This window comes from Marinobacter sp. (assembly GCF_041595835.1).
Lineage (GTDB): Bacteria > Pseudomonadota > Gammaproteobacteria > Pseudomonadales > Oleiphilaceae > Marinobacter.
The window spans coordinates 164,372-187,505 of the sequence record NZ_JBFHJO010000001.1; the positions used below are offsets into that span (position 1 = coordinate 164,372).

General features: G+C 52.1%; 17 protein-coding genes and 1 tRNA gene. 4 read left to right on the forward strand and 14 right to left on the reverse strand.

All coding sequences use genetic code 11. The annotated features are described in order from the left end of the window. Nucleotides 1-78: 78 nt before the first annotated feature. Both ABYA77_RS00775 and ABYA77_RS00780 read left to right on the forward strand, forming a co-directional pair. Nucleotides 79-1,263, forward strand: coding sequence for a pyridoxal phosphate-dependent aminotransferase (locus ABYA77_RS00775; protein ID WP_372964018.1), 1,185 nt, complete (start codon nt 79-81; stop codon nt 1,261-1,263). 70 nt (nt 1,264-1,333) lie between these two features. Next, nucleotides 1,334-1,409 (forward strand) — tRNA-Asn (locus ABYA77_RS00780). A 196-nt stretch (nt 1,410-1,605) separates the two neighbouring features. Here the strand turns inward: ABYA77_RS00780 and pyrF are convergent. From pyrF to purU, 12 genes are all read right to left on the reverse strand, one after another. Next, nucleotides 1,606-2,316 (reverse strand): orotidine-5'-phosphate decarboxylase, encoded by a 711-nt coding sequence (pyrF, locus tag ABYA77_RS00785; RefSeq protein ID WP_372964019.1) that lies wholly within the window; start codon nt 2,314-2,316, stop codon nt 1,606-1,608. A 30-nt stretch (nt 2,317-2,346) separates the two neighbouring features. Next, the gene (lapB, locus tag ABYA77_RS00790; RefSeq protein WP_372964020.1) at nt 2,347-3,516 is read right to left on the reverse strand and encodes a lipopolysaccharide assembly protein LapB; all 1,170 of its coding nucleotides are present in this window, start codon (nt 3,514-3,516) and stop codon (nt 2,347-2,349) included. After that, entirely contained in the window at nt 3,516-3,818 is a 303-nt protein-coding gene (locus tag ABYA77_RS00795) for a LapA family protein (protein WP_372964021.1), read from the reverse strand. The genes lapB and ABYA77_RS00795 overlap by 1 nt, the downstream gene beginning before the upstream one ends. Before the next feature lie 69 nt (nt 3,819-3,887). Then, a complete protein-coding gene (locus tag ABYA77_RS00800; protein WP_372964022.1) occupies nt 3,888-4,184 on the reverse strand; it encodes an integration host factor subunit beta in 297 nt (98 codons plus the stop codon). Nucleotides 4,185-4,316: 132 nt separating this feature from the next. Beyond that, complete coding sequence (gene rpsA / locus ABYA77_RS00805; protein WP_372964023.1) at nt 4,317-6,008, reverse strand: 30S ribosomal protein S1; 1,692 nt, start codon at nt 6,006-6,008, stop codon at nt 4,317-4,319. Between the two features lie 131 nt (nt 6,009-6,139). Next, the gene (gene cmk / locus ABYA77_RS00810) at nt 6,140-6,820 is read right to left on the reverse strand and encodes a (d)CMP kinase (protein WP_372964024.1); all 681 of its coding nucleotides are present in this window, start codon (nt 6,818-6,820) and stop codon (nt 6,140-6,142) included. Then, entirely contained in the window at nt 6,820-9,048 is a 2,229-nt protein-coding gene (locus ABYA77_RS00815; RefSeq protein WP_372964025.1) for a bifunctional prephenate dehydrogenase/3-phosphoshikimate 1-carboxyvinyltransferase, read from the reverse strand. Before ABYA77_RS00815 ends, cmk begins: the two co-directional genes overlap by 1 nt. A gap of 1 nt (nt 9,049) precedes the next feature. Next, entirely contained in the window at nt 9,050-10,174 is a 1,125-nt protein-coding gene (gene hisC, locus ABYA77_RS00820) for a histidinol-phosphate transaminase (protein WP_372964026.1), read from the reverse strand. Nucleotides 10,175-10,206: 32 nt separating this feature from the next. Continuing rightward, nucleotides 10,207-11,304, reverse strand: a complete 1,098-nt coding sequence (gene pheA, locus ABYA77_RS00825) for a prephenate dehydratase (protein WP_372964027.1) — start codon at nt 11,302-11,304, stop codon at nt 10,207-10,209. A 2-nt stretch (nt 11,305-11,306) separates the two neighbouring features. Continuing rightward, nucleotides 11,307-12,389 (reverse strand): 3-phosphoserine/phosphohydroxythreonine transaminase, encoded by a 1,083-nt coding sequence (gene serC / locus ABYA77_RS00830; RefSeq protein WP_372964028.1) that lies wholly within the window; start codon nt 12,387-12,389, stop codon nt 11,307-11,309. Continuing rightward, the gene (gyrA, locus tag ABYA77_RS00835; RefSeq protein WP_372964029.1) at nt 12,386-15,031 is read right to left on the reverse strand and encodes a DNA gyrase subunit A; all 2,646 of its coding nucleotides are present in this window, start codon (nt 15,029-15,031) and stop codon (nt 12,386-12,388) included. Before gyrA ends, serC begins: the two co-directional genes overlap by 4 nt. Before the next feature lie 126 nt (nt 15,032-15,157). Continuing rightward, nucleotides 15,158-16,012 (reverse strand): formyltetrahydrofolate deformylase, encoded by an 855-nt coding sequence (gene purU / locus ABYA77_RS00840; protein WP_372964030.1) that lies wholly within the window; start codon nt 16,010-16,012, stop codon nt 15,158-15,160. A gap of 141 nt (nt 16,013-16,153) precedes the next feature. Between purU and ggt the strand changes: the two genes are divergently transcribed. Together ggt and ftsH are read left to right on the forward strand one after the other, a co-directional pair. After that, nucleotides 16,154-17,917 carry a gamma-glutamyltransferase gene (ggt, locus tag ABYA77_RS00845; RefSeq protein WP_372964031.1) on the forward strand — a complete coding sequence of 588 codons (1,764 nt, stop codon included), beginning with the start codon at nt 16,154-16,156 and terminating at the stop codon, nt 17,915-17,917. A gap of 18 nt (nt 17,918-17,935) precedes the next feature. After that, complete coding sequence (ftsH, locus tag ABYA77_RS00850) at nt 17,936-19,825, forward strand: ATP-dependent zinc metalloprotease FtsH (RefSeq protein WP_372964032.1); 1,890 nt, start codon at nt 17,936-17,938, stop codon at nt 19,823-19,825. Between the two features lie 48 nt (nt 19,826-19,873). Here the strand turns inward: ftsH and ABYA77_RS00855 are convergent, their stop codons facing one another. Together ABYA77_RS00855 and ABYA77_RS00860 are read right to left on the reverse strand one after the other, a co-directional pair. Next, entirely contained in the window at nt 19,874-20,737 is an 864-nt protein-coding gene (locus ABYA77_RS00855; RefSeq protein WP_372964033.1) for a universal stress protein, read from the reverse strand. Further along, nucleotides 20,730-23,129 carry a Lon protease family protein gene (locus ABYA77_RS00860; protein WP_372964034.1) on the reverse strand — a complete coding sequence of 800 codons (2,400 nt, stop codon included), beginning with the start codon at nt 23,127-23,129 and terminating at the stop codon, nt 20,730-20,732. The genes ABYA77_RS00855 and ABYA77_RS00860 overlap by 8 nt, the downstream gene beginning before the upstream one ends. Between the last annotated feature and the right edge of the window lie 5 nt (nt 23,130-23,134).

Below are 23,134 nucleotides of genomic sequence, written 5' to 3' on the forward strand. Positions count from 1 at the left end.
GGGGGAAATTCAGCCAGGATGTCTGGCTCCTGCCCTGCCGATCGCAGCCCATAAGACGCAGCTTTAAGGAGCTCAAGTTTGGACCTTCAACTTTCCAGCCGAGTACAGGCGATCAAGCCTTCCCCCACCCTCGCAGTAACCAACAAAGCAGCGGAGCTACGTGCTGCTGGCCAGGACATTATAGGCCTGGGTGCTGGCGAGCCGGACTTCGATACCCCTGAACATATCAAACAGGCAGCTATTGAGGCCATCAACAACGGCCAGACCAAATACACTGCTGTAGATGGTACGCCCGCCCTGAAAAAAGCGATCATTGCGAAGTTCAAGCGTGACAACGGCCTGGAATACGAAGCCAATCAAATTTTGGTCTCCAGTGGAGGCAAGCAAAGCTTTTTCAACCTGGCACTGGCCACATTGAATGCTGGCGACGAAGCCATTATCCCAGCACCCTACTGGGTATCTTACCCGGATATGGTACTGGTTGCTGAAGGCAAACCGGTGATTATCGAAACCACCGTAGATACTCGCTTCAAGATCACCCCTGAGCAGCTTGAAAACGCCATCACTGAGCGTACCCGGCTGTTCGTAATCAACAGCCCCTCAAACCCCAGCGGCATGGCCTACTCATTAGAAGAACTCCAGGCTATAGGGGAAGTGCTGAAAAAACACCCGAACGTCATGATCGCCACTGACGATATGTACGAGCCAATCCTCTGGACTGGCAAGCCGTTCTGCAACATTCTGAATGCCTGCCCAGAGCTGTATGAGCGTACATTCGTACTGAATGGCGTTTCCAAGGCTTACTCGATGACAGGCTGGCGCATTGGCTACGCAGCAGGGCCAGCGAAAATCATCGGTGCCATGAAGAAGATTCAGTCTCAAAGCACATCTAACCCTTGCTCCATATCCCAGGCGGCCGCTGCTGCAGCTCTGGATGGTGACCAATCCTGTGTCGGGGAAATGGTTAAAGCATTCAAAGAGCGCCATGACTGGCTCGTAGGTGCACTGAATAAATTGCCAGGCGTTGAGTGCCCGTACGGAGACGGCACATTCTACGTGTTCCCGAGTTTCCAGGGAGCCATTGATGCGACGGATGGCGTAAACACTGACGTAGAGTTTGCTGAGAAGCTTCTGAGCGAAGCTGGCGTCGCTCTGGTCCCAGGCTCTGCATTTGGCAGCCCCGGCCATATGCGTCTGAGCTTTGCTACCAGCATGGACAATCTCAAGAAGGCCATTGAACGTTTAGAGAAAGCACTCGGCTAAATTTTTTAGTTGGGGGGTTGACGAGGCGGTATACCCAAATTAATATACGCGCCTCGTCACATGACGATGTTCCCCGATAGCTCAGTTGGTAGAGCAACGGACTGTTAATCCGTTTGTCCCTGGTTCGAGCCCAGGTCGGGGAGCCACTATTTCGAAAGCCCGCTAGTTCTATGAATCAGCGGGCTTTTTTGTGCGCTTCAGTTTGGAGTTTTAAGCCCAGAGAATGCCCGTCGGTTTTTAGCCGTCGCCTGAAAGGCTGCTCCCAAAACGCCGCCCTCAGCATACCCCACCCTGCTCCGCCAGCATTGCCGCCACTCACGGAACAGAATGTTAAGCCTTGATTCAGACCGAAATCACCTCAGCATGAATAGCATCCAGCGCGGCCAGAGGATCAATAGCCTGAGTAATCGGGCGGCCGATAACCAGGTAGTCGGAACCAGCCTTAAGGGCATCCGTAGGCGTCATGATGCGCTGTTGGTCGCCTTTGTCCCCTGACAGAGGACGAATACCAGGAGTAATGAGCTTAAACTCAGAACCCTGCTCAGACTTTAAACGAGGAGCTTCCTGAGCTGAGCACACCACACCGTCCAAACCACAATTCTTAGTCAGCCTAGCCAAACGAGAAACATGAACCTCAGCTGAGTCAGTGATTCCAATACCGAGCAAGTCATCATTAGACATGCTGGTCAGCACAGTAACTGCAATGAGCAGCGGTTTATCCGCGCCAAACTGCTCCAGACGATCGCGGCAGGCGACCATCATCTTTTCACCACCAGAGGCATGAACGTTCACCATCCATACCCCGAGGTCCGCCGCCGCCGCAACAGCAGCAGATGTCGTATTAGGAATATCGTGAAATTTCAGATCCAAAAAGACATCAAACCCGCGGCCCTGTAACAGCTTTACTAATTCAGGACCAGAACGGGTAAACAACTCCTTGCCAACCTTCAGACGGCATTTGGCCGGATCAAGCTTATCAACCAGAGCCAAAGCTGGATCTTGGGAGGGAAAGTCCAGAGCAACGATAATTTGGGGATCGTTAAGATTTTGCACAGTCGGTTTCCGAGTCAATAGATTAAAACGTTATTCTGCTTCCACACCCTGAATTGGCTGCACCGTTTCCCATTGCTTACAGCTTGGGCACAACCAGTGCAATTGCTGACCATCGAAGCCGCAACTCACACAGCGATAGACCGGACGATTCGCGAGAATCAGGTGGCCTATTCGACTTACCAGCCGCCCCTCATCAGTGCTCATGCCTTTTTCATAGCCAGCCAGTTCCACTAACCGCAACAAACCACGTACAGACGGACGAATTTCCAATTCTTGCCGAAGCAGCTCAATAGCTGCAGCACGGCTGGATGAACGCTCTACAGATTCTACCAGCGCAAGCAGTAAACTTGTGCTTGGATGCTGCTCATAAAGCTTTTTAAGCTTTTTAAACAAACGACCAACATCGCCATGCTCATGCTCCAGCTTCATCAGCCGATCAACTGCCTCCGGGCCAAACGCCGGATTCTGTTCAAAAACTTTCAGACTTTGATTTCCAGCTTCCCTGAAATTCCCCTGACGGACCTGAAGCTTCATTAACAACAGCGTTGCACGCACACAAGACGGGTCATACTCCAAAGCTTCCCGAAAGCGCTTCTGAGCCGTCCAGCGGTCGTCTTCCTTAAGAGCCAAATCTGCAAGCTCACAGGTAATGTATGCCAAGGTTTTAAACATCCCTGGATCTGCATCGGTTCTGGCGAGTGTCTTAGCAACACGCGCAGCTTTCTCCCACTCCTTTTCTTGCTGGTACAACTCAATGAGCTGACTGGCTGCACGACGACCATAATCGCGGTCGCCCATCAGCTCTTGAAATAGCGCTTCAGCCCTATCCAACAAACCGGCACCGAGATAATCCATCGCCAGTTCCAAAGTTACCTTCGGCGTGTAACGAGCAGGTAGTTCAGGGCGAGCAAGAAGGTTTTGGTGAATCAAGGTAGCGCGATCAGTCTCGCCTTTGTTGCGAAAGTGACTACCAATAGACAAATGAAGACTGACCGTATCTTTGTTGACCGGCAAAGATTGAACAAAGTTTTCAACGGCCTGATCGGAATAATTTGTAAACAGAAATTGCAGACGATCTTTTACAGACTCTTCATCAGAAATAGACTTACGAGAGCGCCGATACGAACTTCCAAACCGCCCTAACAGCCAGCCAAGCGCTACCGCTACCGTCAAAAGCAGCCAGTTAAACACTATTTCCATTAAAGTGCCTGGTCGTTCTGGGCCCTGGATTTCTCTAGCGCTTGCTCTGCACGATCAAGCTGCTTTTTGAGGCTACGCTGTGAAACCGATGAACGAAAAGTGCCGATCATTGTTAGCAAAATTCCGGTTAGCGCACCAATAACGAAAGACAGGATAATCCAGACTGCGACGCCATGGGGCTGAGTTTCGAACAGCAGGAAATTGAGAGATACCGCCATCTGATTATTCAGGGAGAACACCAGCGCTAAAAGTATCAGAACCAGAACCAAAACTATTAAAAGAATTTTCTGTAGTCCTGCCATGTTGCCTACGCTCCAGACGGGCTTTTTACCCGAATTTTCGGTGTTCTTTAATTAACCCGGAACAGGGTTTCAAAAACCCTTTTTCAAACTATCGTTGACCTGTTCTCTTAACTCTTTCCCAGGTTTAAAGTGAGGTACATACTTTGCCGGCAGTTGAACAGCTTCACCTGTCTTAGGGTTACGTCCGGTCCGAGCCTCCCTGTGATGCAGGGAAAAACTACCAAACCCTCTGATCTCAATTCGCTGACCATCCGACAAAGCCTGAGACATATGCTCAATAATGGTCTTTACAGCCAACTCAACATCTTTAACGGAAAGCTGCGTCTGCTTTGATGCAACCAATTCTACCAGTTCGGACTTCGTCATGAGGCATTTCCCTCTGTCATTATTATTCCGCAGTTAAATGCCGGATTCCAATGACTATAGTTTAGCCAAACCAGAAAAAAACACAAAAAAAACGGGCTCTTAGAGCCCGTTTTTTTGACACCAACCAGACATTTAGTCTTTATTGGCGTTCTGCTGCTGCATCTGTTCCTTGATAAGGTCACCAATAGTGGTGGCACCAGAGGATTCTGCAGTCTTGCTACGTACGTTATCAAGAGCCTGCTTGTCATCCTCAACATCTTTGGACTTAACAGACAGGTTGATTACGCGATTCTTACGGTCGATGCTGATGATCTTCGCTTCAACTTCATCGCCTTCTTTCAGGACGTTGCGTGCGTCTTCAACGCGATCACGACTGATTTCGGAAGCTTTCAGAACCGCTTCAACTTCTTCGTTCAGGGCAATGGTGGCGCCTTTGGCATCAACCGCAGAAACCGTACCCTTAACGATGGAGCCCTTATCGTTCAACTGAACGAACTCAGCGAACGGATCGCTTTCCAGCTGCTTGATACCCAGAGAGATACGCTCACGCTCTGGATCAACAGACAGAATAACGGTTTCAACTTCGTCGCCCTTCTTGTATTCACGAACGGCTTCTTCGCCAGTTTCATTCCAGCTGATGTCAGACAGATGAACCAGACCGTCAATTCCGCCATCCAGACCGATAAAGATACCAAAGTCAGTGATTGACTTGATCTTACCGGAGATGCGATCACCCTTGTTGAAGTTACCGGAGAAATCTTCCCATGGGTTAGAAACACACTGCTTGATACCCAGAGAAATACGACGACGCTCTTCGTCGATATCCAGAATCATTACTTCAACTTCATCGCCCACCTGAACAACTTTAGACGGGTGAATATTCTTGTTAGTCCAATCCATTTCAGATACGTGAACCAGACCTTCAACACCTTCTTCCAGCTCAGCAAAGCAGCCGTAGTCAGTCAGGTTGGTAACACGAGCAGTTACACGGGCGTTTTCTGGGTAACGAGCCTTGATTTCTACCCACGGATCTTCGCCCAGCTGTTTCAGTCCCAGAGAAACACGGTTGCGCTCACGGTCAAACTTCAGGACTTTAACATTGATTTCATCACCCACATTCACGATTTCGCTCGGGTGCTTAATGCGCTTCCAGGCCATATCAGTGATGTGCAGCAAGCCATCGACACCGCCCAGATCTACGAATGCACCGTAGTCGGTCAGGTTTTTGACGATACCTTTGATTTCCAGACCTTCGGTCAGAGTTTCCAGCAGAGCTTCACGTTGCTCGCTGTTTTCAGCTTCCAGAACGGCGCGGCGAGAGACAACCACGTTGTTACGCTTCTGGTCCAGCTTAATAACTTTGAACTCAAGTTCTTTGTTCTCCAGGTGCGCAGTATCGCGAACCGGACGAACATCTACCAGAGAACCTGGCAGGAAGGCACGGATACCAGCCAGATCAACAGTGAAACCACCTTTGACCTTGCCGTTAATGATACCTTTAACAACTTCTTCAGCTTCGAAGGACTTCTCAAGAACCTTCCATGCTTCAGCGCGTTTAGCCTTCTCACGGGACAGACGAGTTTCACCGAAACCGTCCTCAACAGCGTCGAGAGCTACATCGACTACGTCGCCGATTTGTACTTCCAACTCGCCTTTTTCGTTCAGGAACTGGGAGGCGGGGATAACACCTTCGGACTTCAGCCCGGCGTTAACTGTGACCCAGTCGTTATCAACATCAACTACGGTTCCCTGTACAATGGAACCTGGCTGCATGTCGATTTCTTTCAAACTTTCTTCGAAAAGATCCGCAAAGCTCTCGCTCATTATGTGCCCTATATGATCAACGCAAGTATGCTCCGTGCCGCCAGCAACACGGTCTGTTAGTGTTTTCCGAAGTCAGCCTGCGGCTGGCAATTTTATGCTGAATCCGGCTTTCCAATGACGAAAAGGTGCCATCAGGCCTGACCCGCCAGGGCCATACACCTGTTTAACACCTCTTCTATACTCAAACCTGTAGAATCAATGACTTGCGCATCATCTGCAGGTTTGAGAGGGGCCGCAGAACGATTCATGTCCCGTTCGTCACGCACCCGTATCTCGTCTAAAACGGCGTCAATGTTAACATCGACCCCCGCTCCCTTCAACTGATTGTACCGACGACGGGCCCGCTCTTCCGCGCTTGCCGTCAGAAAAACCTTCACCGGCGCATCGGGAAAAACCACGGTTCCCATGTCGCGACCATCAGCCACCAGGCCAGGAGCTTGCCTGAAGTCGCGCTGGCGCTGGAGTAAGGCATCTCGAACTGACTGCATAACGGCGACCCGTGAAGCATTATCCCCACAGGCTTCTGTACGAATTTCAGAAGTCACGTCCTCTCCGGCTAACACCACCCGTACCGGCTGACCATCCTCGCCCGGCTCGAAGGCCACATCCAGAGTTGCAGCCACTTCTGCCAGCCCGGACTCATCATCTAACGACACACCCTGCCGAATAGCCGCCAGAGCCGTTAACCGATACAAAGCACCACTATCCAGCAAGTGCCAACCAAGTTTACGAGCCAACATCTGAGTTATCGTGCCTTTACCGGCGCCGCCAGGGCCATCTACAGTAATAACCGGTGCCTTGCTGTCTGCCATCAGGAATTGCCTTCTGTACGAATCTTAAAACCGGTTTGTTTTGCCAGCTCAACAAAGTCGGGGAACGACGTAGTGACATTGGAGCAGTCATTGATTGTGATCGGACCGGTTGCCCGCAATGAAGCCACAGCAAAAGACATGGAAATCCGGTGGTCCTCGTGACTTTCAACCGTGCCTGAGCCGATCGTCTGTCCACCCTCAATAATAATACCGTCTGGCGTAACAGTCGTCTCGACACCCAGAGCTGCCAGGCCATCTGCCATCACCTGAATACGGTCACTCTCTTTAACCCGCAACTCTTCCGCTCCAGTCAGCACTGTTCGGCCTCTGGCGCAGGTTGCAGCAATAAACAACACCGGAAATTCATCGATCGCCAATGGCACCTGATCTTCCGGAATATCGATCCCCTGCAGCTCCGCAGAACGTACACGAAGATCTGCGACCGGCTCACCACCAATTACACGTTCTTCCAGCACCTCAATATCAGCGCCCATCTGGCGAAGAATATTGATAACACCAACACGAGTCGGGTTCATACCCACATGACGCAAAGTCAGGTCAGAGCCCGGCGCAATAGTGGCGGCAACCAAAAAGAAGGCGGCGGACGAAATATCGGCTGGCACATCAATCGTGCAAGCTGAAAGCTTTCCTCCACCGGTGACACTCGCGGTTGCTCCGCTACGCTGCACATCGTAACCAAAGCCTTTAAGCATGCGCTCTGTATGGTCACGGGTTGGTGCAGGCTCTGTAACCGATGTTGTACCATCCGCATAAAGCCCGGCGAGCAACAAGCAGGATTTAACCTGAGCACTGGCCACCGGCATATCGTAATGAATACCAGTAAGCGCCTGGCCGCCGCGAATTTTTAAAGGCGGGCGCCCACCATCTGCGGTCTCAATCACTGCCCCCATGGCCCGTAGCGGATCAGCAACGCGGCCCATCGGGCGCTTGGATAAACTGGAATCACCCGCCAACTCTGAATCAAATGGCTGAGCCGCGAGCAAACCAGCAAACAGACGCATTCCTGTACCGGAATTACCCAAATAGAGAGGACCTCTCGGCGCTTGCAGACCATTCATGCCTACACCATGAATCCGAACCTGGCCGTTTTCCGGCCCTTCGATGGTAACGCCCATATCCCGGAAGGCCTGGAGAGTCGCAAGACTGTCTTCACCTTCGAGAAAACCCTTAACTTCCGTCACGCCTTCGGCCAGAGCACCCAGCATAATCGACCGATGAGAGATAGACTTGTCTCCCGGAACCCGAATGTCACCTCGAACGGAACCGCCGGGCTGCATATGAAAGATAACTTGCTGATCACTATTGTTAGTCACGTACGCCTGCCCCGAAAGCATCTTCGTAAAATGTTCGCGCGCCGCCTTGGCGCGACTGAAAACCCGGAGCAGAGTTGCCCCATCACCTTCTGCGATGGCGCCCCGGAGCTCTCCCAAATCCTGGGTAAAATGGTCAATCACGCGAAGTACTGCATCGCGGTTTGACAGAAAAATGTCGTGCCACATTACGGGATCACTGGCAGCTATGCGCGTAAAATCCCGAAACCCACCGGCAGCGTACCGGAAGATATCCATATTCTCGTCTTCGCCGGCCAGTGTATCGACCAGGGAGAATGCAATGAGATGTGGCAGGTGGCTTGTAGCAGCAAGCACTTCATCGTGATATGCCACAGACATGGTCAGCACAGTTGCACCAGTGCCTTCCCATAAAACTTTAAGGCGAGCCAAGCTGTCCGCATCGGCATTGTCTGCAGGGGTAAGAATCACTTTGTGTCTGGAAAACAGCTCCGGATTGGCGGCACGAATACCGCTTTTTTCAGAACCCGCAATAGGGTGCCCCGGAATCACTCTTGGCGGCATTCCACCAAAAACAGCTTTTACATCTGCCGCAAAACTGGTTTTAGTGCTACCCACATCAGACAATACCGTGTCCTGACCTAACCACGGGCGAATCTGTTCCAATACGGTACGAGTCGCCCGCACTGGTACAGCCAGCACAACCAGATCACTCCCTTTGACGGCAGCTTCCAAACTTGGTGCGGCTTCGTCAATGACACCAAGATCAACCCCCAGCGCAAGCTCATCAGACCGCTGATCAAACCCAACCACAGATTCAGCCAATCTACCTTTACGGATAGCGCTAGCCAAAGAGCCTCCAATCAGGCCCAGGCCGATGATAGCAACACGCCTGAAAAGAGGCTGACGATCCGCCACGTTAGCTACCCTGCCCTACAGACTGCAAAGCTTTGGACAGTGCAACCAGAAAACGTTCATTTTCTTCCGGTAAGCCGACAGAAACTCTTAAGTGGCGAGGCATGCCGTAGCCAGCAACCGGACGAACAATCACGCCATGACTCAATAATGCCTGATAAACATCAGCTGCCTGTTCTCCAACATCTACTGCAACGAAGTTGCCAACCGATGGAATATAAGGCAGCCCGATTCGATCGAAACCTTCCGACAACTGGCGCAGCCCGGCTTTATTTACTTCGCGCGAACGATTCAGATAAGCCTCGTCTTCAAGAACCGCTGAAGCTGCCGCCAACGCAACCGAGTTGACATTGAAGGGCTGGCGAACGCGATTCAAAATATCAGCAATTTCAGGAGAACTAATACTGTAACCCACTCTGAGTGCAGCCAGCCCCCAGGCTTTGGAGAAAGTACGGCAGACAATCAGGTTCGGGAACCGGTTAAGCAGACGGATACCGTCCGGAAATTCATCGCCGGTCAGGTATTCGCAGTAAGCTTCATCCAGGACAACCAATACGCGTTCTGGAATACGCTCCAAAAAAGCCTCAAGAGCTACAGCATCATGTACGGTGCCTGTAGGGTTGTTGGGATTGGCAACAAAGATCAGCTTTGTTCGTTCATTGACTGCCGCCGACATGGCATCAAGATCGTGCCCCCACTCTTTAGCAGGTACCGAAACACTTTTGGCACCAATAGCCTGAGTAACCAGAGGATAAACGGCGAAGGCATATTGAGAAAAAATCACTTCACTGTCAGGGCCGACAAAACAGCGAGCCACTACTTCCAACAAATCATTGGAACCATTACCCAGCGTGATCTGACTCATTGGTACGCCAAACCGTTTCGACAGCGCCTGTTTCAACTCAAAACCGTTGCCATCAGGGTACAAACAGGACTCTTCCAAAGCTTTGCGCGCCGCAGCCAGCGCTACCTCACTCGGCCCCAAAGGATTTTCATTGCTGGCCAGCTTGATGATCTCCCCTGGATTCAGCCCCAACTCACGAGCAAGTTCTTCAATGGGTTTTCCGGGCTGATAAGGAGACAGAGCCTGAACACTTTTAACCGCAAGACTCTGATAATCCAGTGCCATTCAATATTCCTCCAGGTCAAATCAATCTGAGCTTAAAGCACGCCAATGGGGTAGGAACCCAAACGCTTCAATTCCACGGCTTCTTCGTCAATTTCAGACAACACTTTACGCGCAAGCTCATCCTCCATGTGCCCCTCAAAATCGATATAGAACACATAAGCCCAAGTGCCGCTGGGTGAGGGTCTCGTCTCAATACGAGTCAGGCTGATTCCTTCACGATGAAACGGTTCCAACAATTGGTACAACGCGCCTGGCTTGTTGCGCATGGAAACCAGAATGGAAGACTTGTCATGACCGCTCGCCTCAACCTCTTCACGCCCGATAATCAGGAAACGGGTGGTGTTGTCAGGGCGATCCTCAATGCTGTTAGACAGCTTTTCCAAACCGTACAGCTCAGCAGCCATATCGCCGGCAATTGCAACCGAACCAGGCTCTTCCGCAGCACGACGTGCTGCTTCAGCGTTGCTGGAGACCGTGATTCGCTCAATGCCAGCACGGTGTGTATCCAACCACTGCCGACACTGGGCAAAAGACTGCTGGTGAGAGTAAATACGGGTGACCTCGGCATCTTTAAACTTTGGAGATACCAGCAAATGGTGGTGGATACGCAGTTGCACTTCACCGCAAATTTTCAGCGGCGAAGACATGAACATATCCAGAGTATGGTTAACCATACCTTCCGTGGAGTTCTCTACCGGTACAACCCCGTAATGCGCGGAGCCCGACTCGACCTCACGAAACACGGCATCAATAGCCGGCATCGGCACACTGATAACAGAGTGCCCAAAATGCTTGAGGGCTGCCGCCTGAGTAAATGTGCCTAATGGCCCGAGGAAAGCAATATGCATCGGTTTCTCAAGCGCCAGACAGGCAGACATGATCTCACGGAACAACCGAGCCATTTCCTCGGCAGGCAACGGGCCGGGATTTTCTTCTTTAATCCGACGGAGAACCTGAGCTTCCCGTTCAGGACGATAAAAAAACACATCCTGCCCGGGGTTCGCAGCCATTTTCACATGAGCCACTTCCTGAGCGCACGCGGCTCTGGCGCTGATCAGCTTCATAATTTGCTGATCAAGGCTGTCGATTTCGTCCCTAAGTTCGCTCAGGCGAGCCTTCTCATCCGTCATGATCAGCCCCGCTCCTTCGCAAATTCAGCCATGTACTGAATCAGCGCATCGACACCAGCTTCTGACATGGCGTTATACAAACTTGCACGCATACCACCAACAGAGCGGTGCCCCTGAAGGTTCAGCAGGCCACGAGCCTCTGCACCTTTCAGGAATTCAGCATTAAGAGCATCGTCAGCTAAAGTGAACGGCACATTCATCCAGGAGCGGAAACGCGGATCAACAGGGTTCGCGTAGAAATCATTGTTATCAATAAAACCATATAGTTTGCTGGCTTTACGGGCATTTATCTCGCCCATAGCTTTTACGCCACCCTGCTCTTTCAGCCACTTAAATACCAAACCAGCGAGATACCAGGAGTAAGTCGCTGGCGTGTTGTACATAGAGCCGTTGTCAGCGATGACCTGATAATTCATCATCGTCGGCGTCTCCTTACGGGCTTTACCCAGCAAGTCTTTACGGATAATCACCACAACCAGCCCTGAGGGCCCGATGTTCTTTTGGGCTCCAGCGTAAATCAAACCGAACTTTGAGACGTCTACCGGACGAGACAAAATGGTCGAAGACATATCGGCCACCAGCGGTACAGAACCGCTGTCAGGCACAAAGTCATACTCCAGGCCACCAATGGTTTCGTTAGGTGTGTAATGCAGGTAGGCCGCATCGGCCCGGGTGTTCCAGGTCGACGGATCAGGAATCGTGGTAAAACCGGAGTCTTCCGAGCTGGCTACGATATTCACATCTCCGAAGCGCTTGGCTTCGGAGATAGCTTTCTTGGACCATATACCTGTATTCACATAATCCGCAGTCTCGTTCTCAGCCATCAGGTTCAGCGGAATCGTCGAGAATTGACTGGATGCTCCACCCTGCATGAAGAGTACGGCGTAATCATCTGAAATTCCTGCAAGTTCTCTCAGATCCTTCTCTGCAGTTTCAGCAATGGACACAAAGTCATCGCTGCGATGACTCATTTCCATTACCGACATGCCGGTACCACGCCAATCCAGCATTTCACTTTGAGCCTGCTTCAATACGGCTTCCGGCAAAGTAGCCGGACCGGCACAAAAATTAAACGCCCTGCTCATTCTTCGTTTTCCTCGCCTTCTGCGTCCACGTCCGCATCAGTGTCTGTATTTGTTTCGACATCAGTATCGGCGTCAACAGCTTCATCAGCACTGACATCTACGTCGTCATCATCGGATTCCGCAATTCGCTCAACACCAACAAGACGCTCGTCCTCCTGAGCCAGACGAATCAAGCGAACCCCCTGAGTGTTACGACTGAGAACCGATACTTCATCCGCACGGGTACGCACAAGCGTGCCCTTATCGGAAATCAGCATCATTTCGTCGCCTTCAAACAACTGCAATGCAGTCACCAGGTTGCCGTTTCGCTCCGAGCACTGCATGGCAATAACACCCTGGCTGCCACGACTATAGGCCGGAAACTCATCAATAGACGTACGCTTACCATAACCGTGCTCACTGGCGGTCAGGAGAACGCCACCTTCCTGCGGGATAATCAGCGACACCACATGGTGGCCTTCCGGCATTTTGATGCCTCGCACACCACGGGCTGTCCGACTCATAGGACGCACCTGATCTTCGCTGAACCGCACACCTTTACCTGCGGAGGAGAACAGCATGATTTCTGCATCACCATTCGTTATTGCTGCGCCCACCAAAGTGTCGCCTTCATCCAGATTCAGAGCGATTAAGCCGCTGCTACGCGGGCGGGAGAAGTTTGTCAGAGGCGTTTTCTTGACGACACCAGCCGATGTTGCCATCAGTACAAACTGGTCTTCAGGATAATCACGAACCGGCAAGAACGTAGTGATACGTTCATCAGCTTCCAGCGGCAAGATGTTAACCATTGGGCGGCCACGGGAACCACGACTGCCACGGGGGATTTCGAACACCCGCAACCAATACACCTTGCCACGGTTAGAGAAGCACAGAATGGTGTCGTGGGAGTTCGCCACCAAGAGTTTTTCGATAAAGTCTTCATCTTTCATGGCTGTCGCGGCTTTACCACGCCCACCACGGCGCTGGGCCTGATAATCTTCTACTGCCTGGGTTTTCGCGTAACCGGTATGGGAAATAGTGACCACCAGGTCTTCTTCATCAATCAGGTCAGCGATGGTCAGGTCGCGCTGGGAACTGGTAATTTCAGTACGGCGTTCATCACCAAACTCGGCAACTACCGCTTCCAGCTCTTCACGGATCACCGCCATCAAACGATCCGGGTCGCCAAGAATTTCCAGCAAACCCGCAATTTTCTCCAGAATTTCTTTGTATTCGTTCTGAAGTTTTTCAGTTTCCAGACCAGTCAGGCGATGCAGACGCATATCCAAAATCGCCTGAGTTTGCTCAGGAGACATATAATACAAGCCGTCACGCAGTCCGTAGATTTCCGGCAGGTCGTCAGGGCGACAAGCATCCTCACCTGCGCGCTCCAGCATGGCCAGAACGTTACCAGGAGCCCATCCCCGGGCCATCAGTTTCTCTTTCGCTTCTACCGACGTAGGCGAAGACTTGATCAGCTCAATCATCTCATCAATGTTGGCCAGCGCTACGGTCAGACCTTCAAGGATATGGCCGCGCTCTCGAGCCTTACGCAACTCAAAGATGGTCCGGCGAGTCACCACTTCACGGCGGTGGCGAACAAACGCATCGAGCATTTCTTTCAGATTCAGGGTCTTTGGTTCGCCGTTAATCAGGGCGACCATATTGATCCCGAACACTGTCTGAAGCTGGGTCTGAGCGAACAGATTGTTGACTACAACTTCCGGGTTTTCTCCGCGACGAAGTTCAATAACTACCCGAATACCTTCCTTGTTGGACTCATCTCGCAGCTCAGAGATGCCCTCAAGACGCTTTTCTTTCACCAGCTCGGCAATCTTCTCGATCAGACGAGCCTTATTCAGCTGGTAAGGCAGTTCCGTGATAATAACGGCATCACGATTGGTTTTATTATCGTGTTCAATCTCATGGCGAGCACGAATATAGATACGACCCCGGCCCGTGCGATAAGCTTCTACGATACCTGCACGGCCATTAATAATGCCCTCCGTCGGAAAATCCGGGCCCGGAATAAACTCCATCAACTCATCGATGGACAGGTCAGGGTTTTCAATCAACGCCAGACAACCATTAACCACTTCGGTCAGGTTGTGAGGGGGAATATTAGTTGCCATACCAACAGCGATACCAGACGAGCCATTAACCAGCAGGTTCGGTACGCGGGTAGGCATAACTTCCGGAATCCGCTCGGAACCGTCATAGTTATCGACGAAATCGACCGTTTCTTTTTCAAGGTCAGCCAACAGTGAATGAGCCAGCTTCTCCATACGGATTTCGGTGTAACGCATTGCCGCCGCGTTATCGCCGTCAATGGAACCGAAGTTACCCTGACCGTCGACCAGCGGATACCGCAAGGAGAACGGCTGAGCCATACGAACGATGGTGTCGTATACAGCAGAGTCACCGTGAGGGTGATATTTACCGATAACATCACCCACCACACGGGCAGACTTCTTGTAGGCCTTGTTCCAGTCGTTGTTCAGCTCGGACATAGCGAACAGAACACGACGGTGAACCGGCTTGAGGCCATCCCGCACGTCAGGAAGCGCTCGCCCAACGATTACGCTCATGGCGTAGTCCAGGTAAGACTGCTTCAGTTCATCTTCAATATTGACTGGCAGGATCTCTTTGGCTAACTCACCCATCGAGAAAGGTTCCTTTGCGTTATCTGGAAGTCGTCCCGGGACCGTTTCCGGGCCCCGTCTTTATTCTTTAGTAAGCCACCTAGCATACCACAGTCCAAACTGGCCCGGGGTAGCTGTCATGACTCGTTAATCAAACACTACAGTCTTGTTTTCGTAGGTAATCACGCGATCTTCAACATGAGATCGAAGCCCTCGCGCCAAAACGTTCTTTTCAACGTCCTTACCCAGGCGAACCATGTCTTCTATCGAGTCTCTGTGACTGATACGAATCACGTCTTGCTCAATAATCGGACCTTCATCAAGGTCTTGAGTTACATAATGGCAAGTGGCACCAATTAGCTTCACACCACGACTGTATGCCTGGTGATAAGGCCGGGCACCGGCAAAAGAAGGCAGAAAGCTGTGGTGAATATTAATCACCTTACCTGCATACTTCTCACACAATTCCGGTGGCAGGATCTGCATGTAACGCGCCAGCACGATCACATCCGCCTCGTACTGACCGAGCAATTCTTCAATCTGGGCAAACGCTTCGGCCTTATTCTCCTTACTCACAGGAATATGGTGATAAGGAATGTTATGCCACTCGACCATCCGCCGAAGATCGTCATGATTCGAGATCACAGCCACCATTTCAGCATTCAGCTCTTTACTGTGCCAGCGGTGTAAAAGGTCGGCGATGCAATGCGACTCTTTACTGCACATCAGCACTACCCGCTTTGGGCGGGCAGAGTCAGCAATGTGCCAGCGCATATTGAATTCCCGGGCAATCGGTTCAAAAGCCGCACGAAACTGATCCAAACCGAACGGTATCGACTCGGCCTTGATCTGGTGCCGCATGAAGAACCAGCCGGACTGGGTATCTGAATGATGGCTCGCCTCGGTAATCCAGCCATTATAGGTGGACAGGAAATTACTCACCTTGGCAACAATCCCCACCCTGTCCGGGCAGGAAATAACAAGACGATAGGTATGCTCCATTAAGCCATTCCTTAACTAAAATCCGGGAAAGCGGATGCGATAAAAAACCATAAGCGAGTGCTTATGACGGAATATCAGTACGCACCTATAAAAATAGACCGGCTATGATAGCCTATCTGGCAGCCAGAAACGAGGAACCTCATGTTAGACACAGTGATCCACAGCCCCACAACAAAACTCTCCTCAAAGCGCCTGTGGAGCCTGACACTAACACTGGTAATAACATTATCGACAACAACGTCGCACGCCAGTAATCCGGCCATTCTGGAGGGTGAACGTTTTCACCCTGCCCAAGGCAACCACGGCATGGTTGCCAGCAGCCACACTCTCGCGACAGAAATAGCGTTGAACGTTCTCAAAAGTGGCGGCAACGCCATTGATGCGGCAGTGACAGCCGGCTTTGCCCTTGCTGTCACTCAGCCACGCTCGGGCAACATTGGCGGTGGCGGCTTCTTACTGTACGCCCCCGGCAACGGTGAGCCCCCAGAAGCCATTGACTACCGTGAAACCGCGCCAGCTTCAGCTACCGAAACCATGTTTCAGGACAGCGAAGGCAACGCTGTTAATGAACTGAGTCGTTTTAGCCACAAAGCGGCAGGCGTACCAGGCACCGTTGCGGGGCTGGCCGTTGCTCTTGAGCGCCATGGCACTCTTTCCCTGAGCGAAGCACTTGCGCCAGCCATTCAGTTAGCCAGAGATGGTTTTGTCGTGCCACGCCGTTTTTCCGAGGGACTGGAGCAAGCGGCAGAGCGATTACAACGCTGGCCTGCCACCAACGCCACATTTTATAAAGAGAATGGCTTGCCCCCTCAACCCGGAGACGTTTTCAGACAGCCCGACCTGGCAGCCACCCTTCAGCGCATCTCTGATCAGGGCACTAAAGGCTTTTACGAAGGTGAAACGGCCCGTCTAATTGTTGATGAAATGCAACGCCATGATGGTCTCATCACGCTCAACGATCTAAAAAACTACCGACCGGTCATCCGCCAACCGGTTCATGGCACGTATCGCAACCATGACATCTACTCCATGTCCCCCCCCTCGTCCGGGGGGGTGCATATTGTTCAGATCCTTAACATCCTGGAAGGCTACCCGATCGGAGAAATGGGTCACAATTCAGCCAGCACTATCCACCATATGGCCGAAGCCATGAAACTGGCCTACGCTGACCGCTCTCAATATCTCGGCGACACAGACTATGTAGACGTTCCGCTAAAAGGCCTGACCAGCAAGGTATACGGCCAGGCCCTCAGAAAAAACATCAACCCGGACAAAGCGCGCCCCTCCCTCGATATCAGACATGGCGAACCCACTGCCTGGGAAAGTCCTGAAACAACGCACTTCTCAGTGGTTGATCGCTGGGGCAATGCTGTTTCCAACACCTACACCATCAATTTCAGCTATGGCTCTGGTATTACCGTGGCCGGCGCGGGCTTTCTACTCAATAATGAAATGGATGATTTCAGTGCCAAGCCCGGCACACCCAACGCTTACGGGCTCATTGGCGGCGAAGCCAACAAGATCGAACCCGGAAAACGTATGCTCAGCTCTATGTCACCCACCATTGTTCGTAAAGATGGGCGTAACTTTCTGGTGACCGGCAGCCCCGGCGGTTCGCGCATCATCACCACAACCCTGCAAGTGGTGATGAACGTTATCGATCACAATATGAATATACAAACAGCTGTAAATGCTCCTCGTATTCATCACCAATGGTTGCCTGACGAAATACGCATAGAACAAGGCATCAGTCCGGACACCATCAAATTACTGGAAGCCCGCGGCCATAAAATAAAGACCAGCACCGCAATGGGGGCCATTCAGAGTATTATGATTGGTAAAGACGGCACCCTATACGGCGGAGCAGACCCACGACGCAGCACTTCATCAGCTATGGGCTATTAACAGAGCAAGGTAAAAGTAATGGAACCTGAACAACACAATAAAGACCAAAGCCCGCAACCGGCTCTTCCTAATCAATATTCATTTTTATGGTTGAGCGCCGTTATTTTCCTGATTTTTCTCTGGCTTCAGGACAGCGGCCAACAACAACAAAAAGATCTCGCTTACTCCGAATTCAAAGAAGCCGTCCTGAACGATCAGATCGCAGAGGTAACGCTCCAGAATGAAGTGATCCGCGGCCAGTTCAGCGATTCGGGGGCCGTCAGTTTCAGTTCCGACACAGGCCCGTCTGCCACCCGGTTTATAACCATTCGCCCTCCGGTTGAAGACCAGGACCTGCTACCAATGCTTGAGCAACATGACGTTATCGTCCGGGGCGCGGCCTCCGGCCGCCCTTGGTGGCAAGAGCTCATTCTGGGCTTCATGCCTTGGATTTTATTGCTGGCATTGATGTTCTGGTTCTGGGGCGCAGCTCAAAAGCGAATGACTCAGGGTGGCGGGCCTTTCGAATATGCAAAATCCAGAGCCCGTCGGGCTCGTAAAGAAACCTCTACAACAACGCTCGATGATGTTGCCGGTATTGAATCCGCCAAACGGGATATTGCTGAGATTATCGACTTCCTGAAATCTCCGGACAAATATCACAAGCTGGGCGCGACCATGCCCAGAGGCGTACTTTTAGTTGGCCCGCCAGGCACAGGTAAAACCCTGTTGGCCAGAGCCATTGCAGGAGAAGCTGAAGTGCCTTTCTTCAGCATCAGCGCATCAGAGTTTATAGAAATGTTTGTCGGCGTTGGCGCGGCTCGGGTTCGGGACATGTTCCAGAACGCTCGCAAGGAGGCTCCCTCCCTGATTTTTATCGACGAACTGGACGCTATCGGCCGGTCACGAGGCGCCGGCATGGGGGGGGGACATGATGAGCGTGAACAGACCCTGAACCAGATTCTGACTGAAATGGACGGTTTTGAAACCCATGAGAACGTCCTTGTGCTGGCGGCCACCAACCGGCCAGATGTCCTGGACTCTGCCCTGCTTCGGCCTGGACGATTTGACCGCAAAATCACCCTCGACCGCCCCCATAAAGAAGCACGGGAAGCCATACTGAAAGTACACGTTCGCAAGGTACCACTGGCAACCGATGTTGATCTGAAGCAGTTGTCTGCCCGAACAACCGGTTTCTCCGGTGCAGACCTTAAAAACCTGGTGAACGAGGCTGCGCTAGCGGCCGCAAGAGAAAACCTGAACGAGGTGACTGCTCATTGTTTTGACGTCGCCCGGGACCGGATTATTCTTGGGGAAAAGAGGGATATCCATCTCCCGCCTCAGGAACGAGAAGCGGTGGCCTACCATGAGTGCGGGCATGCAATCATGGCCTACTACATGCCCAAAGCAGATCCACTCACCAAAGTAACCATCATTCCCCACGGCATGGCGATGGGCGTAACCGAACAAACCCCACGGGAAGATCATTACAGCTATACCGAAAGCTACCTGAAAGACCGCATTAAGGTCATGCTGGGCGGCCGGTGCGCAGAAAAGCTTATATATGGGGAAGTAAGCACTGGCGCCCAGAACGATCTAAAAGAAGCCACCACTCTAATCCGCAAAATGATTGGCCAATGGGGCATGAGCGAAAAAATAGGTCCATTAGGCCTCAGTATTGGTGAAGAACATGTCTTCCTCGGACGGGACATGGGCCTCCCGAGAGAGTTCAGTGAAAAGATGGCTGAGAAGATCGATACTGAAATTCAGTCCCAGCTTCAGGCCCTGGAAAAGGCCACTGGCGACTTTCTGAGCGAACACCGTACCCAACTGGAAAACCTGGCCGCAGCTGTATTAGAGCGAGAGACGTTAACGGCGAAGGAAATCGAAGAAGTTCTGCACGACAGGCCAGCTCAAGCAACCGGCTAACTACCGGTGTCCTGATCAAGGTATGGCACAACAGCGAACGCCTGTAAGCTACGGGGTCACTATCACCGGCAAATCGAGCGCAGCCAGAAAGTGTTCTGCCCCGGGCTCACAAAGCAGTGCGCATCGTCGGCTGAGCACCAGTTGCGACGCTCTTTCCTTCCGCAGAATCTGTGTGACAGTCTCAGGGTCTGTGGCCGGGAGCTGTTGCACCCGAACCTCGGAGTCAGGCACACCAATACTCCGTTTCAGTGAAGCCAGAGACGCCTTCGACAAACTGGACGCAGGTCCCAAAAGCACTGTCACTGGCTGGCCAGCCCCCCTGACCACATCTGCAGCAGCCTTGGCTGCACGGTGATTTGCGTCTTCATGATCGTTGAGAAAAACGACGATTCTACTCTGAGGCGTCGCTTGTTTTTCACACCACAACAACAACCTCGCCGGCGATTTGCGCAGCAAGCCCCTGGCGGTGGAGCCCAGCCGTGCGTCTGGCGCCGACCAGCCAACACGTCCAAGAACCAGCAAGTCCTCCGGCTCTGTCAGCGCCAGAACTTCTTCAACAACCCGACCTCGTGCAACACTCAGGGTAGACCGGACACCTTGTTGAGCCACAGCACTTTCGAGAGCTCGACGTGCCTGGTTTGCCAACCTTTGCATTCGCCGCTCCAGCTCGGCCACACTGACCGGCCGACTGACCCCGGAAACTGACCCCACCTCACAACTGAAACCATAGCCCGCGCTGCGCAGAATGTTCAGTTCTTCAACAAACACGCCCTGCACCTCAGTGCCTGTGCGAGCAGCGATTTCCACCGCCGCATCTAATGCAGCAAGGCTCATTCGGGAACCATCCAGAAGCACCAGAATTCGTCCATTCGAAGGGCTTCGGCCAACCTGATCCAGGGGGCGATCAGTCACTATCATTGTCCTCGTTGTTGCTGGCGTCACCGTTCTCCTCTTTCTTTTTACTAACGTCCGAGAATTCCGCCAACCGTTCTGCGACCAGACGATTGAAGGTATTCTCCGGGAATTTACCTTCCGCATCCGGCTCACCGGCCTCCATCCCGGTCAACAATTCAATGGCTTCTTCAATCCGGGTTATCGGATAAATGGAAAACCGCCCTTCCCGTACGGCTTCGCGTACATCTTCATTGAGCATCAGATGTTCAACGTTGCTGGCTGGCAACAAGGCTCCCTGACCACTGACCCCACCAGCCTGTTTGCAGACATCAAAGAAACCTTCAATCTTCTCATTCACGCCACCCACAGCCTGAACTTCACCGTGCTGGTTCATGGATCCGGTTACTGCCAAAGATTGCTTCAGAGGAATGCCCGTAATGGCTGACAACAGAACACAGGTTTCTGCTACCGAGGCAGAATCTCCGTCAACACCTCCATAGGATTGTTCAAATGCCAGGCTGGCAGAAAGCGACAATTCACCCATGGGCGCGTATTGGCTCGCCAGGAACCGGGACAGAATCATCACCCCTTTGCTGTGAATCCGCCCCCCCAGCTTCGCTTCACGCTCAATATCCACCACCTGACCTTTCCCTGGCCGGGCAGTGGCAGTAATTCTAGTGGGCTGACCAAAACGAGTGGCGCCTATCTGCAACACCGAAAGCCCATTCACCTGGCCAGCCTTTTCACCTTCGGTGGCAATCATCATCACACCTCGGCGAATTTGCTCCAGGCTCCGTTCACGTATGCGGCTGGAACGATATTCACGCTCATCAATGGCCTGCTGAACGTGGCAAACTTCAATGCGCTCGCTACCCGCTTCCGAGGCCCAGTGGTCTGCTTCGCTAAGCAGATCTTTAAGGACCCGGTCATGTGCGGTCAGTTTTTTCTGATCACTGGCCAGGCGACTGGCATGCTCGATCAGCCTCGCAACTGCAGCACGATCCAAAGCCTTCACTCCAGCCGCGCGGGCCATGGTTGCAATCAGCCGGGCATATAAGAGATAGCTTTCATCATTTCTATCCAGATCATCTTCGAAATCCGCTTCTACCTTGAACAGATCCAGGAAGTCCGGGTCGTAATGAGATAACAGGTAGTACAATGTCCGATCACCAATCAACACAACCTTCACGCTCAGAGGAATCGGCTCTGGCTTCAAACTGACGGTCGTCGCCAACCCATATAAACGTTCCAGTGATTCGATTCTGATCTCAGAGGAAAACAGAATACGTTTCAGGCTATCCCAAGCCAGGGGCTGGGTCAGAATGCGACGTGCATCCAGAATCAGATAGCCACCGTTGGCCCGATGAAGAGAACCCGCACTAATCAGTGTGAAATCTGTGTACAGATTACCCTGGTGAGCACGATGCTCTATCTGCCCGGTCAGATGCTGATGACTGGGCAGATCTTCATAAATAACAGGAGCACCCCGGGTTTCAGCATTATCCACTAGCAAATTAACCCGATACCGATTCAATAACCTTACGGGCGCGCCACTCTCGGTATCCTGAAAAGCTTCGGCGTGCTCTACCACATCCTCCCGCACAGCATCCAGGTGGGCAACCACAGCCGGAACATGCCTCCATTTTTCCCGCAGCTCACCAATAGGCCCGCCGAGGGATAACTGCACCATTTCTTCATTAAGCTCATGGATTCGTTCACGCACTTCCTTGCGCAAACGGGGAACCTGCTGAATCGCTGATTGAAGCTTTTTCTGCAGCTCCAGTACCTTGGACTCAACCTGCTCTTTTTCGTCATCCGTGAACTTCTGGTATTCCTCTGGCTCAACCGCTTCCCCGTCACGCATGGGGGCAAAAGTAAAACCGACGGAGGTGGCCAGCATTGCAATGTTATTGGCGTTAGCCTCTTCCTGTATCGCCGCCAAAGCTTTTTGCTGACGCCGTGTCACTTCTTCCTGCAATTCCTGAATGCGAGCCTGATATTCCTCGCTTTCAAAGGTTGCCGGAATGGCCGTTTTCAACTCGTCGGCCAAATCATTCATATCACTTTTAAACGACTGCCCCTCACCCGGTGACAGCTCGATAGCTACTGGCTTGTCAGATTGCTGAAAATTAAAAACATGGCACCAGTCTGAAGGAACCTTTTCGCCTGCAGCATGGTTATCCAGAAACTGTTTGACCAATTCATGCTTACCCGCACCCGCAGGCCCGAGCACAAACAGATTAAAACCGCTGGCCTGCATACTGGCGCCAAACTCCAGGGCTCGAAGCATTCGCTCCTGACCAAACGGAAGCTCCAGATCTTCCAGAGTTGCTGTGGTATCAAAATCGAGCTTCTCAAGAGGGCAGAAGTGGTAAACCTGCTCCTCCGTTAACTTCACAGGTTCAGCCATTCCCA

Coding starts and splice junctions, on each gene's coding strand:
- ggt (WP_372964031.1), top strand. CDS start 16,154: ATGTTAGACACAGTGATCCACAGCCCCACAACAAAACTCTCCTCAAAG.
- gyrA (WP_372964029.1), bottom strand. CDS start 15,031: ATGGGTGAGTTAGCCAAAGAGATCCTGCCAGTCAATATTGAAGATGAA.
- rpsA (WP_372964023.1), bottom strand. CDS start 6,008: ATGAGCGAGAGCTTTGCGGATCTTTTCGAAGAAAGTTTGAAAGAAATC.
- ABYA77_RS00800 (WP_372964022.1), bottom strand. CDS start 4,184: ATGACGAAGTCCGAACTGGTAGAATTGGTTGCATCAAAGCAGACGCAG.
- ABYA77_RS00795 (WP_372964021.1), bottom strand. CDS start 3,818: ATGGCAGGACTACAGAAAATTCTTTTAATAGTTTTGGTTCTGGTTCTG.
- cmk (WP_372964024.1), bottom strand. CDS start 6,820: ATGGCAGACAGCAAGGCACCGGTTATTACTGTAGATGGCCCTGGCGGC.
- purU (WP_372964030.1), bottom strand. CDS start 16,012: ATGGAGCATACCTATCGTCTTGTTATTTCCTGCCCGGACAGGGTGGGG.
- lapB (WP_372964020.1), bottom strand. CDS start 3,516: ATGGAAATAGTGTTTAACTGGCTGCTTTTGACGGTAGCGGTAGCGCTT.
- ABYA77_RS00860 (WP_372964034.1), bottom strand. CDS start 23,129: ATGGCTGAACCTGTGAAGTTAACGGAGGAGCAGGTTTACCACTTCTGC.
- hisC (WP_372964026.1), bottom strand. CDS start 10,174: ATGGCACTGGATTATCAGAGTCTTGCGGTTAAAAGTGTTCAGGCTCTG.
- serC (WP_372964028.1), bottom strand. CDS start 12,389: ATGAGCAGGGCGTTTAATTTTTGTGCCGGTCCGGCTACTTTGCCGGAA.
- pheA (WP_372964027.1), bottom strand. CDS start 11,304: ATGACGGATGAGAAGGCTCGCCTGAGCGAACTTAGGGACGAAATCGAC.
- ftsH (WP_372964032.1), top strand. CDS start 17,936: ATGGAACCTGAACAACACAATAAAGACCAAAGCCCGCAACCGGCTCTT.